This window comes from Paenibacillus sp. PDC88, assembly GCF_900106725.1.
Taxonomy (GTDB): Bacteria; Bacillota; Bacilli; order Paenibacillales; family Paenibacillaceae; genus Paenibacillus; species Paenibacillus shunpengii.
The window spans coordinates 838,806-852,209 of the sequence record NZ_FNNT01000001.1 but is presented as its reverse complement, the minus strand read 5'-3'; the positions used below and the strand labels follow the sequence as shown (position 1 = coordinate 852,209).

General features: G+C 44.4%; 12 protein-coding genes. All 12 read left to right on the top strand.

Annotated features, from left to right (window positions below; all coding sequences use genetic code 11):
• Positions 1 to 111: 111 nt before the first annotated feature.
• The 12 genes from citZ to BLW49_RS03960 all read left to right on the top strand — a co-directional run bounded on the left by citZ (position 112) and on the right by BLW49_RS03960 (position 13,349).
• Complete coding sequence (gene citZ / locus BLW49_RS04015; protein ID WP_076311416.1) at positions 112 to 1,224, top strand: citrate synthase; 1,113 nt, start codon at positions 112 to 114, stop codon at positions 1,222 to 1,224.
• A 157-nt stretch (positions 1,225 to 1,381) separates the two neighbouring features.
• Positions 1,382 to 2,677 carry an NADP-dependent isocitrate dehydrogenase gene (gene icd, locus BLW49_RS04010; protein ID WP_076311415.1) on the top strand — a complete coding sequence of 432 codons (1,296 nt, stop codon included), beginning with the start codon at positions 1,382 to 1,384 and terminating at the stop codon, positions 2,675 to 2,677.
• 15 nt (positions 2,678 to 2,692) lie between these two features.
• A complete protein-coding gene (gene mdh, locus BLW49_RS04005; RefSeq protein ID WP_076311414.1) occupies positions 2,693 to 3,634 on the top strand; it encodes a malate dehydrogenase in 942 nt (313 codons plus the stop codon).
• A 213-nt stretch (positions 3,635 to 3,847) separates the two neighbouring features.
• Positions 3,848 to 4,267, top strand: a complete 420-nt coding sequence (locus BLW49_RS04000; RefSeq protein WP_076311413.1) for a hypothetical protein — start codon at positions 3,848 to 3,850, stop codon at positions 4,265 to 4,267.
• A 283-nt stretch (positions 4,268 to 4,550) separates the two neighbouring features.
• Positions 4,551 to 5,417 (top strand): SDR family oxidoreductase, encoded by an 867-nt coding sequence (locus BLW49_RS03995; RefSeq protein ID WP_090723286.1) that lies wholly within the window; start codon positions 4,551 to 4,553, stop codon positions 5,415 to 5,417.
• Between the two features lie 443 nt (positions 5,418 to 5,860).
• Positions 5,861 to 7,678 carry a two-component system histidine kinase PnpS gene (pnpS, locus tag BLW49_RS03990; protein WP_090723284.1) on the top strand — a complete coding sequence of 606 codons (1,818 nt, stop codon included), beginning with the start codon at positions 5,861 to 5,863 and terminating at the stop codon, positions 7,676 to 7,678.
• An 85-nt stretch (positions 7,679 to 7,763) separates the two neighbouring features.
• Positions 7,764 to 8,486, top strand: a complete 723-nt coding sequence (locus tag BLW49_RS03985) for a response regulator transcription factor (RefSeq protein ID WP_076311410.1) — start codon at positions 7,764 to 7,766, stop codon at positions 8,484 to 8,486.
• Positions 8,487 to 8,595: 109 nt separating this feature from the next.
• A complete protein-coding gene (locus tag BLW49_RS03980; RefSeq protein WP_076311409.1) occupies positions 8,596 to 9,666 on the top strand; it encodes a methyl-accepting chemotaxis protein in 1,071 nt (356 codons plus the stop codon).
• A gap of 171 nt (positions 9,667 to 9,837) precedes the next feature.
• A complete protein-coding gene (gene pstB / locus BLW49_RS03975) occupies positions 9,838 to 10,596 on the top strand; it encodes a phosphate ABC transporter ATP-binding protein PstB (RefSeq protein WP_076311408.1) in 759 nt (252 codons plus the stop codon).
• 50 nt (positions 10,597 to 10,646) lie between these two features.
• Positions 10,647 to 11,306, top strand: a complete 660-nt coding sequence (phoU, locus tag BLW49_RS03970; protein WP_076311407.1) for a phosphate signaling complex protein PhoU — start codon at positions 10,647 to 10,649, stop codon at positions 11,304 to 11,306.
• Positions 11,307 to 11,530: 224 nt separating this feature from the next.
• A complete protein-coding gene (locus tag BLW49_RS03965) occupies positions 11,531 to 12,688 on the top strand; it encodes a betaine/proline/choline family ABC transporter ATP-binding protein (protein WP_090723283.1) in 1,158 nt (385 codons plus the stop codon).
• Positions 12,675 to 13,349, top strand: coding sequence for an ABC transporter permease (locus BLW49_RS03960; RefSeq protein ID WP_076311405.1), 675 nt, complete (start codon positions 12,675 to 12,677; stop codon positions 13,347 to 13,349). The genes BLW49_RS03965 and BLW49_RS03960 overlap by 14 nt, the downstream gene beginning before the upstream one ends.
• Positions 13,350 to 13,404 lie beyond the last annotated feature (55 nt).

The following is a 13,404-nucleotide window of genomic DNA, read 5'->3' as shown; positions in this document are numbered from 1 at the left end:
TTCCAGTGATGTTTCGTGGATGTACCGTTAAGTGAAATTTTAATCTTCAATAATGTAAATGTTTTCATTCCAGATGTTGTTAATTTTTGATAAAAAGGAGAGATGTTAAAGATGACAGCTACTAAAGGCCTCGAAGGTATCGTTGCAGCAACTTCCTCAATCAGTTCCATCGTTGACGGCGTTCTTACATATCGCGGTTATGATATCGATGACCTCGCTGCGAACGCTTGCTTTGAAGAAGTTGCTTACTTGCTGTGGTTCGGCAAGCTCCCTAACAAGGCGGAGCTTGATCAATTGAATAAGAGCTTCAGTGAATATGCACCGATTCCCGATGAACTGATTGCTCAGATCAAACTCTATCCGCGAGATCTGAATACAATGGCGGCTTTGCGTTCTGCGGTGTCTGCACTTGGGCTGTATGATGCGCAGGCAGAAGACGACTCTCAGGAAGCGAATGAGAATAAGGCAGTGAAGCTGCAAGCGCAGCTGCCAACGATTGTTGCAGCCATTTCTCGTATTCGGGAAGGCAAGGAGCCGATTGCACCTAAACAAGGGGTATCCATCGCCGAGAACTTCCTGTATATGCTTACAGGGGAAGAGCCGAGTGAAACTGCAGTCAAAGCACTTGATCAAGCGCTGGTACTTCATGCAGATCATGAGCTGAACGCTTCCACTTTTGCTGCCCGTGTAACCGTAGCTACCCTTTCTGACATCTACTCCGGAGTTACTTCTGCGATTGGTGCGCTTAAGGGTCCTTTACATGGCGGTGCGAATGAAGCTGTTATGAAGATGCTGAATGAAATCGGTTCCAAAGAGAACCTGGAAGCCTACATTCAGCAGAAGCTGGATAATCGTGAGAAGATTATGGGCTTTGGACACCGCGTGTACAAGAACGGAGATCCTCGTGCAAAGCACCTGCAGAAGATGTCTCGTGAACTGGGTGAGCAGAATGAAAATACAGAGCTGTATGAGATGTCTGTTCGGATCGAAGAACTGATCACGGGTCAAAAAGGATTGAGACCGAATGTAGATTTCTATTCTGCATCGGTTTATACACAGCTTGGTATTCAAAGAGATCTGTTTACTCCGATCTTCGCCATTAGCCGTGTATCTGGATGGACAGCGCATATTCTCGAACAGCTGGCGGATAACCGTATTATTCGTCCACGCGCTGAATATACAGGGCCGACAACCCAAAAGTACATCTCGATCGAAAATCGATAATTTTGATAGGCTCTCTAGGGATTTTAATGAAGAAATATGTATAATAGAATCATAGCATCCTTGGGTAACAGGAGAGGCGCTCTTGATTACCCAAGGCACTGCCATGCTTGTCAGCATATCTAATACTACCCGCTAAATAATAAGGAGGATATTAACAATGCCGAACTTTGAAAAATTCGCACTACCTACTGAGGGCGAAAAAATTACAATTGATAATGGTTCACTTCAAGTACCTAACAACCCAATCATTCCTTTCATTGAGGGTGACGGGACAGGCCGTGACATCTGGAAGGCATCGAAGCGCGTTCTGGATGCAGCAGTAGAGAAGGCATATAACGGTGAGAAGCAGATCGCCTGGTACGAAGTGTTTGCTGGTGAAAAAGCATTCAATACATACGGAGAGTGGCTGCCGGCTGATACGCTGGAAGCGATCCGTGAATATATCGTAGCTATTAAAGGTCCACTTACAACTCCAATTGGCGGTGGAATTCGTTCCCTGAACGTAGCTCTTCGTCAAGAGCTGGATCTGTATGTGTGCTTGCGTCCTGTACGTTATTTCGACGGTGTGCCTTCTCCGGTTAAGCGCCCTGATTTGGTAGACATGGTTATCTTCCGTGAGAACACAGAAGACATCTATGCAGGAATCGAGTACAAAGAAGGATCTGAAGAAGTGAAAAAAGTCATTCAGTTCCTGCAGCAGGAGATGGGCGCGAACAAGATCCGTTTCCCTGAAACATCCGGTATCGGTATTAAGCCTGTATCCTCTGAAGGATCCAAGCGTCTAGTACGTGCGGCAGTTGAATATGCAATCAATCATGGACGCAAGAGTGTAACGCTGGTTCATAAAGGCAACATTATGAAGTTCACTGAGGGTGCCTTTAAGAACTGGGGTTATGAAGTAGCAGAAGCTGAATTCGGCGATAAAGTGTTCACTTGGGCACAATACGATGAAATCAAAGAAAAAGAAGGTACAGATGCAGCGAATGCCGCTCAAAAAGCTGCTGAAGATGCTGGCAAAATCATTGTTAAGGATGCAATCGCCGACATTGCTCTTCAGCAAGTATTGACTCGTCCTGCAGAATTTGATGTCATTGCAACACTGAACCTAAACGGTGACTATCTGTCCGATGCACTGGCTGCACAAGTTGGCGGAATCGGTATTGCTCCAGGCGCGAACATTAACTATGTAACAGGTCATGCCATCTTCGAAGCGACGCATGGTACAGCTCCGAAATATGCTGATAAAGACGTAGTTAATCCGGGATCTGTTATTTTGTCCGGCGTTATGCTTCTTGAGCATTTGGGCTGGCAGGAAGCGGCTGATCTGATCTACAAAGGGATGGAAACTTCCATCAATAATAAGACAGTAACCTATGACTTTGCTCGCCTAATGGAAGGCGCTACAGAAGTGAAATGCTCTGAGTTCGCTGACGAGATTATCAAAAACCTGTAGAGGAGAGCGGATACTGTGACCATTCAGCGTAAAAAGATTACCGTAGTCGGCGCCGGTTTTACCGGTGCGACAACGGCACTTATGTTGGCTCAAAAAGAGCTTGGCGACGTTGTGCTTATCGATATTCCCCAGCTTGAGAATCCAACTAAGGGTAAAGCGCTTGATATGCTGGAAGCAAGTCCTGTTCAAGGATTTGACAGTAAAATAACCGGTACATCCAACTACGAGGATGCCGAAGGTTCGGATATCGTGATTATCACAGCCGGAATTGCCCGTAAACCGGGAATGAGCCGTGATGATCTCGTGAACACGAACGCAGGCATTGTCAAATCCGTCTGTGAGAATATTAAAAAGTATTGTCCTGATTCCATCGTGATCATCTTAAGTAATCCGGTGGATGCAATGACCTATGCTGCTTTCCAGACACTGGGCTTTCCAAAGAATCGAGTTATTGGTCAATCCGGGGTTCTGGACACAGCTCGTTATTGTACGTTCATTGCTCAAGAGCTGAATGTATCTGTTGAAGATGTCCGTGGCTTTGTACTCGGTGGTCATGGTGATGATATGGTTCCACTTGTGCGTTACTCCAGCGTGGGTGGGATTCCCATTGATACGCTGATTCCTCAGGATCGTATTGAAGCCATCGTTAAGCGGACTCGTGTGGGCGGCGGTGAGATTGTGAACCTCTTAGGAAACGGGAGCGCATATTATGCACCAGCGGCTTCCCTTGTGCAGATGACGGAGGCAATCTTGAAGGACAAGAAACGAATTATTCCTGTCATTGCATACCTCGAGGGAGAGTACGGATACAATGATCTATTCCTTGGTGTACCCACTATTCTTGGTGGCAGTGGAATAGAGAAGATATTTGAGCTCGAACTTACTGGTGATGAGAAGGCAGCACTGGATCAATCAGCAGATTCCGTACGCAATGTAATCTCTGTGATCAATATCTGATTTCAGATGTTGAATATGAAAAATTCGTGAATTATGATAGGAAACCCTTTAATTATTTGAGGGTTTCCTTTTCTTTATCCACGCCGATCAAGTATAATTTGAAAGAGTATTACCTGTATATATTCCTTATGGGAATAGACTGATTACAGCATTATTTAAACGGGTAATATGAGGATATTGTTATTAATTCGAAGAAAGGAGAGATCAACGAATATGGGTGCTATCATGTATTTTGTACACATTCTGGGGGCTGTTTCGGTTGGCTTCTATCTGTTGCTTCCTTTTGTTGTTGCCGCAATCAGCAAATTGTCGGTACCTGCACAAGAGGGCAGTATTGCAGCTGTAAGAACATTTAACCGTATCGCTCAATACGGCCTGATCATTCAATTGCTGTCCGGCGGATATATTATGTCTCAAGGAGATTATGGCGTTTCCTGGATGATTCTTGTTGTGGTTATTTTCCTCGCGATGCTGGCGATTGCAGGTATTATGGGGAAATCTCTTCGTCTTGGTATTGCAGGTATTCAGGAGAAGAGAGACATCAGCAGTGAGAAAGGGAAGCTGCGCACATTTAGTATCATTCTGGCTGTGCTCCTATTGGTCATGCTGTGGATTATGGTTAATCCTTGGTAAAATGAAGATACATAATCATGTATTAACAGGGACAATGGTTATTTGCTTAGAAGCAGACGACCATTGTCTTTTTTGTGCTTATATTGTGTTTTATAGATTTGAGAACTGAGATTTAATGAGTCCCATTTGTTTGATCCTGGAAAGAGAGGGTAAATCCATAGTGAGTAGGATGAAATATTATAGCTGAGCTGTATTCGAGTCGTTAGGAATAATGAGGAGAGGAACAGCCATCCTAAACCTGTTAATGAAATGAATAATTGACGTTCGAAAGGAGAAATCAACGATGGGACAGAATCAAGTGAATCAAACTTTGCCTCCACAGCATCAAAATCAGCAGCCGGGAATCGAATCAGAAATGTTTCCTAGGCCCGAATTCGAATCGGAACAATACAAGGCAGCAGGGAAGCTAACAGGAAAGACTGCACTTATCACAGGCGGTGACAGTGGTATTGGCCGCGCTGTGGCAGTAACTTTTGCCAAAGAAGGTGCCGATGTAGCCATCGTGTATTTGAATGAACACGGTGATGCAGAGGAAACGAAGCGCCAGGTTGAGCAGGAAGGTAGAAAGTGTATTCTGATCGCCGGGGATGTAGGTGATCCTGCCTTTTGCCAGCAAGCAGTGCAGCAAACGGTAGAGAAATTGGGACAGCTGAATGTATTAGTCAATAATGCGGCTGAACAGCATCCTCTGCAAAATTTTGAGGATATTACGGACGAACAGCTCGAGAAGACATTCCGTACCAATATCTTCAGTATGTTCTACTTGAGCAGAGCTGCATTACCTCACCTAAAAGGCGGCAGCTCTATCATCAATACGACTTCGGTTACGGCTTATCGCGGTAATCCGACTCTCATCGATTATTCCTCGACGAAGGGAGCGATCACTTCCTTCACACGTTCCTTGTCCATGCATTTGGCAGAGAAAGGAATACGAGTGAATGCAGTGGCACCAGGACCTATCTGGACCCCGCTGATCCCTGCTACCTTTGATGAACAAAAGGTAAGTGAGTTTGGAGCGACCCAGCCGATGAAGCGTCCAGGTCAACCGGAAGAACTGGCTCCTGCTTATGTTTACCTAGCAACAAGCGACTCTTCTTATGTGACAGGTCAAGTTATCCATGTAAACGGCGGCGAAGTGGTTAACGGTTAATAAGATACGTAAAGCTCTGTACAGTATATACGAACTGTGCAGAGCTTTTTTTGAATTCTTAATTTCAATTAGATTTTACATAAAGAACGAAAATGAGCCAGTAATTTATGATATGATCTATTAAAACTAAACATGAATTTACATAAGTTACGCAGAGAGGATCTGTTGCAGCATGAGGTTACTGCACTGCGCTTTACTTCCGGTTTTGAAAAATACATGTTTATCATCCTGCCGCTAACATTTATTATTAGGCGTTATGCTGTCAGACCAGCTGATAACCATTTGCCGGCTCCTTTTACTGCCATATGTTTCCCGGGAAATAAGCGTAACGATGAATAGCAATGGATTTTGTATGCACATGATTAATTACTATTATACGAATCAATTAGTCTTACTGAAGGTAATATGCAATTGATTCATACAAAGGATGATTACTAGCATTTATGAAAAATTTTCGATTCCGACTCACATTGATCATCATGGTGCTGATTGGACTCTCTGTACTATCGTCTGGATTGGCTTTGGGTCAAGTATTTAAAGACCTTCATATCCAATCTCAAGAAGAAAATATGGTAAGAGAGATCAATCTGCTTCATTCTACATTTGACTTTAAAGACACTTCACTAGGCAAGGACGAAGTTGTCGCATATTATACGCAGCAGGCCGAGTTACTGGAGCGCTTAACCGACTCTCGGACGACGTTCATCTTGAGAGATGGGACAGTTATTGGAGATTCAGAGTATGCTGCTGACCAGATGGACAATCATCTTAATCGTGAAGAGATACAAACTGCGAATAATCATGATTCACCTTACGGCCGTTCCATCAGGACGAGTGATACACTGTCACAAAAAATGCTGTATGTTGCACTGCCGGTTACATCTCCCGACCATCACTTTGATGGATACATCCGACTTTCCCTAAGTTTGGACTCAGTTGATGAAGGACTTGCAAGAGGCTGGTACTTAATGGGGTTAACTCTCCTTGCCCTTTTTATCCTTGCGGCTATTGTCTGCTACAGAGTAGCTAGAGGCTTGACCCAGCCAATTGAGCATATAACGAAAGTAGCAAATCAGATTTCTAATCTTGATTATGATGCCAGAGTCAAATTTGCACGAAACGATGAGATAGGACAGCTCGGGAATGCTATTAATGGGATGGCTGACAGCCTGCAGGCTCAGCTGAAGCTGATTCGAGACAATGAAGATTTGGTGCAAAGTGTCATGACCAACATGGCAGGCGGTATTTTGATGATTGATGCGAATCAGAATATAGCGGTATTAAACAGAGAGAGTCATCGTATGCTGGGGCTTCATCCCGATCGTGTGACCGGAAAGCCGTATCATGAATTAAAACGTCACTATGAACTGACAAAGATCGTTGAGGCAAGCACTTTGCAGCGAAGTAAAGTGCATGACGAAGTGCGAATCTACAGCCCGGACGAAATTATCGTTCGCATCGACGGTGTACCCATGTATGAGAATGATGGAAGTTATCGGGGAATGCTGTTCCTGCTGCAGGATATTACAGCCATTCGCAGGCTGGAGAACATGCGCAGTGAATTCGTAGCGAATGTATCTCATGAACTGAAGACGCCGGTTGCCGCTGTTAAGGGTTTTGCGGAGACGCTGCTTAGCGGGGGAGTTAGAGATGAAGAAACAACGCGATCCTTCCTGCAGATTATCTATGATGAAGGGGACAGACTTAATCGATTAATTAGTGACATATTGGATCTGTCCAAGATTGAATCAAAGCGAGCGACACTAGACTGCTCACCTGTACATCTTATGCCTTTTTTTGAAATGATAACAGGAACACTCGGTAATGTGGCAGAGAAGAAGCAGATTCGCTTGATTCTGGATGTGCCAGAAGAATTGTTCATCGAAGCAGATGAGGACAAATTGAAGCAAATCTTCTTGAATCTGGTCAGCAACGGAATCAATTATACCCTGGATGGCGGCAGGGTTAAGATTACAGCACAGATCAGCAAGGATGAGGAGAATGTCATTTTCCAGGTGAGTGATACAGGCATAGGTATTCCAAAAAGTGATCTGCCTCGCGTATTCGAACGTTTTTATCGGGTGGACAAAGGCAGGTCCCGGAATTCGGGAGGAACAGGGCTTGGTCTCTCCATTGTGAAGCATCTGGTGGAGCTGCATCATGGACAACTGGCCGTCGAGAGTGAGCTTGGAGCGGGAACCACATTCACGGTAACTCTGCCTATGCTGCAGGATTCTGTCGAAGAATCAGAGGAAGATTAAGCATTAGGACTTCTTTTTACACAACGATAACAAAAGAGTGCTATGATATGAGCAGATTTAACATAAAGAAAGCAGGGGATATACGATGCCACAACGATTGCTTGTTATAGAAGATGAACCTACACTTGCTAGATTGCTTTCCTACAATCTTACCCAAGAGGGCCATGACGTGACCGTGGAGGATCATGGTTCCTCTGGTTACAATAGAGCTTCTTCACAAGAATTTGATCTCATACTGCTTGATTTAATGCTGCCAGGGATGAACGGATTAGAGATACTCAGTAAATTAAGATCCTCGGGTGTGAAGACACCCGTTATTATTCTGACGGCCAAGAACGGTGAGAATGAAGTCGTTCAGGGCCTTAAGCTCGGAGCCGATGATTATATAACGAAGCCATTTGGTGTATCCGAGCTATTAGCTCGTGTAGATGCCGTGCTCAGAAGAGTTACTGGTGTTGAAGAGACACGCCCCGTCGAGAAGGAAGATGACTCTCGTATTGTTCTTGGTGAGCTCGAGATCTATCCGGAGAAATATGAAGTGCTGCTGAGCGGGCAATCCATTAATTTGCGTCCAAAAGAGTTTGAGGTGCTGTTATATCTGGCCAAAAAGCCCGGCGTAGTCCTTACTCGTGATGATTTGATGAATGCAGTATGGGGGTTTGATTATATTGGGGGGCAGCGTACGGTGGATGTCCATGTGAGCTCTCTTCGCAAGAAGCTGGAACTGGACCCTGAGACAGTGCATATTGATTCGATTCGCGGAGTAGGGTACAAGCTTGTTGCTGGGAAGAAAAAAGTGCATCAATAAAATAAATCACAACATTTAATTTTACATTCCCTTTACAAAATACAAGATCATCCTTCATCACATGTATATAAAATGAGCCTTTAGAACTAATTCTAAAGGGGTAGTTACGATGAAAAAAGATCTGGAAGCTGTGGCCTATTGCCGCCAAATGCCGATGGTACCGCAAGATATGACAGGTAAGTCATTGTTTGCGATGATGAAGCAGGATGAAACGCTCTCTTGTGTTGTCATTGGAGATCAGAATGATTCGATCGTAGGACTGATTATGCGGGATACCGTGTTTCAAAAGTATGCGAACCGATTTGCTGCTGAACTGTATGATCACAGATCCGTTGTATCCTTTATGGCAGAGCATCCATTAATATTAAGCACCGGGCTGTCTGCCGAAGAGATTGTAGATCGGGCAGTAGACCGGGAGGACGAATCTTTTTATCATTGTGTCATTATGCATGAAGAAGGGCGTTACGTGGGTGTGCTTACGGTTCGCGACTTAATGAATATGTCAAGAGATATACAAAAGATTGCAAAAAAGTCACGAACAGAGGTCATCGAGCACAGTCAATCCAAATTGCATGAGGTGGATACGGCCGTTCAAAAAGTAAGACAGGCTGTACTGAAAAATACAGAGGGTATTGCACAATTAACCCAGCTAACAGAGAAGGGCAGTGTTTCCCTTGGGCACATTCAGGAATCCTATCGTTCGGTTCTGGAACAGACGAAGGCTCAGCGCTCACAAGCCGAAGAACAGATGGTTAAGGTCAGCGATATATCTAATCTTACTTCTTCCATTCGCGAGCTCGCAGAGAGCAGTCATTTGCTGGCGATTAACGCATCCATTGAGGCGGCTCATGCTAAGGAATATGGCAGATCTTTTCGCGTAATTGCAGATGAGGTGAGGAAGCTGTCGGGTCAGACAGGAACGCTAGCCGATCAAATCACTGAATTATTAAACCTCATCAGAGACAAAATACATCTGACCGCTCTTATTGCAAAAGAAAGCGCAGCTGAAATCGCCTCAAGCTCTGAAGATATTGCTCTTGGTAATGAAGCTTATAATTCTGTTCAATCTACGACGAGGGAAATGTCTCGTACGAGTGAGGAGATTCTGGCTTCAATATCCGATGCTGCTCATGTAACAGAGATGGTCCACAAAACGCTCACATCGCTTGCTGCTGAATGATTAGTTAGTAAGGTGATAGACGTAAGTGAGACTATATTTTACATAGCGTTAACAATTGTTTATACAGCCTTAACAATAATTTGATACAATGAAGCAGTTTCTGACGACTATATAGATTAATGATTATTTGTATTTCTTATTTTGTTAGGCAGTAAAGGAGATAGCATACGGATGAACACTACCATGATTGATATAAAGAATTTAAACTTGTACTACGAATCCTTTCATGCTTTAAAAAATGTAAATTTGGATATTCCAAAAAACACCGTTACGGCTTTCATTGGTCCATCGGGATGTGGTAAATCAACGCTTCTGCGTACGTTAAATCGTATGAACGATATGATTACAGGAACCCGTATTGAAGGAATCGTTGAGCTCGATGGCCAAAATATATATGGTGAGGATCTGCCTGTAGAGAACCTTCGTAAACAGGTAGGGATGGTATTTCAGCAGCCCAATCCATTTCCTAAATCGATTTATGACAACATCGCTTATGGCCCTCGACTTCATGGGACGACAGACAAGAAGGTCCTTGATGAGCTTGTAGAACAGAGCTTGAGACAAGCAGCCTTATGGGATGAAGTGAAGGATTATCTCAAGAGATCGGCCCTCTCTCTATCCGGTGGCCAGCAGCAGCGTCTCTGTATTGCGAGAGCACTTGCGGTTCAGCCGGAAGTGCTCTTGATGGATGAAGCGACTTCCGCGCTTGATCCTATCTCGACACTCAAGATTGAAGAGCTGGTGCAGGAGCTCCAAGAGAAATACACCATCGTGATGGTAACGCACAATATGCACCAGGCGGCACGCGTATCGGGCAAAACTGTATTTTTCCTCAATGGGGAAGTGATTGAAGCGCAAGATACGAATGAAATCTTCTCTAACCCGCAGGATTCTAGAACAGAAGATTACGTATCAGGGCGTTTTGGTTAAGTAATATTTGTACCAGCTTAGCTTGACTCATCCAAGGGAGGAACTGCAGTATGATTCGTAGAAAAAGTTTTGATCGTGAATTGAATGAACTCCGTGATTTGCTGCTTCAAATGGCAGAGCACGTAAATAAGGCATTAGTTGATTCTATAACAAGCTTGAAAACCTCGGATCAAGGGCTGGCACAAAAGGTAGTAAGTGAAGACGTTAAACTGAACGCCATGGAAGAACGCATCATGGATATCGGTACTAAATTGATTATTACTCAGCAGCCTGTAGCGAAGGACCTTCGCAGAATTATCGTTGCCTTTAAAATTTCAAGTGATCTTGAAAGAATGGGTGACCTGGCACTGGACGTTGCAAAAGTGACTTTACGTCTAGAAGGTCAGGAGCTAATTAAACCGCTGATTGATATCCCTCAAATGGCAGATATCGTGAAAGTGATGATCGACGAATCCATTCAATCTTATCTTGAAGAGAATTCAGATTTGGCTTATCAAATGGCTAAAAGAGATGATGGCGTAGATCAATTGTACAGTCGGATTATTACCGATCTGTACAGCTATATGGCTGATCATCCTCAAGATGCTTCCCAAGTGATGCTGCTGATGCTTGTAGGAAGATATATCGAGCGAATTGGTGATCATGCAACGAATATCGGCGAAAGCACCGTATATTTGGTTACCGGCAAGCGTCCAGACCTGAATCAATAAGGAACAGAGAAAACAGATTTATACCGAAAAAAAAGTTTTTTCAACTTTTTCGGATAAATCTGTTTTTTTATGCTCAAAATTGGGTAATAATACTTTGTCGCTTAAGCAACTCACCAAGCAAATGGATATAGCGGTTAAAACCTGAGCCCGTTATACAACGGCTCTTTTTGTTATTTGCGTGACAATGAATAAGGTGAGTAATTCTAAATAGGGGGAACGTATTTGTGATTGAATTCAAAGGTGTTAAGAAAGTGTACGATGATGGTTTCGAGGCATTAAAGGGAATAAACCTTGAGATTAAGCGAGGCGAAATAACGGTGTTTATCGGACCGTCCGGATGTGGGAAAACGACGACGATGCGAATGATTAACCGATTGAATGTACCTTCACATGGACAGATTCTAATCAATGGCGATGATATTTCCAAGATGGATGCGGTTGAGCTTAGGCGGAAGATCGGCTATGTCATTCAGAGTGTAGGTCTGTTTCCAAATATGACAATAGCGAAAAATGTAGGTGTTGTACCTCGTCTGCAGAAATGGGATAAGGAAAAAATCGATAACCGAGTAAATGAACTGATGAACCAGGTTAGGCTCAGTCCTGAGACGTTTGGAAATCGTTATCCTTCAGAGCTCAGCGGAGGTCAACAGCAGCGAATTGGGGTCATTCGTGCCCTTGCCGCAGACCCGGACATTATTCTCTTAGACGAACCGTTCAGCGCTCTGGACCCGATTAGTAGAGAAGAGCTCCAGGATGAACTCATCCGACTGCAGACAGAGGTCAAGAAGACGATTGTATTCGTAACGCATGATATGGACGAGGCGATTAAGCTTGCGGATACCATCGTGCTTATGAAGGATGGTCAGATTGAACAGGTCGGGACACCGGACCAAATCTTGCGTCACCCGGCGAGTCCTTTTGTCGAGAGCTTCATTGGTAAGAATCGGATGATCTCAAATAGTGACAGTGACTTCCCGAATGTTGAGGAGGTCATGATTGATAATCCTGCTACCGCTTTCCCAACCCGGGGAATTGCTGAATCGGTAACGATCCTTCAAAGACGCAAGGTTGACTCCCTCGTTATTGTCGACAAATCCAAGCGTCTCCTCGGTACAGTTACGATCTACCAGTTAATCAAGCATTATCGTGAGGAAGATAAGAAGATTGCGGATATTATGACTCCTGTAGAGCATGTGGTACAGCGTGGAACTTCGGTTACGACCGCGCTGGCGATTCTGAATGAGCATCATTTATCCAATCTCCCTGTGGTGGATGAACATGGGCAGTTCCTAGGTCTTATTACAAGGGGTAGTGTGGTAAGACTTCTGGCGGATGTGTATACTCCGGATACAGAGGAGGCAGATGCCAATGCAAATCTTTGATGCCATAGCGAATTTCTTTGTATTTGTAGGTGAACGTTACCCTGATATTCTCAGTGCTGCAGGACAGCATGCACTCATTGCGCTGATTGCAACACTGCTTGGGATCGTGGTCGCCATTCCGGTCGCAATTATGATCTCGAGAAGTGAGATCAAATGGGTCAACTCGATTGTGTTTAGCGTGGCAAATCTGTTTCAGACCATACCGAGTCTAGCGCTGCTCGCGCTGATGATTCCGCTCTTCGGCATTGGAATGACACCTGCGGTCATTGCGTTGTTTCTATACTCCTTACTGCCGTTGCTGCGGAACACTTACGCAGGTTTACAGTCTGTAGATCCAGCACTCCGGGACGCATCTAAGGGAATGGGCTATAGCCGACTTCAAAGCTTGTTCCAAATCGAGCTTCCTTTAGCCGTTCCATACATCATGTCAGGAATCCGAATTACGACCGTTTATATTATCAGTTGGACCACCCTTGCAGGCCTTGTTGGAGCCGGTGGCCTTGGCCAATTAATTGTGTCAGGTCTAGGCGTGAATAAGACGGAGCTGATCGTAGCAGGTGCCATTTCGGCCATTCTTTTCGCATTGCTGGCTGACCTCGTGTTAAGCCTTGTCGAGAAAGCATTCACCCCGAAAAAGAATAGTGCCAGAGCAAATGCGTAATAACGCTTCATCAGCAGGAAGTTCACACTTCAAAGCCATGAAGAAAGAGGGAGAT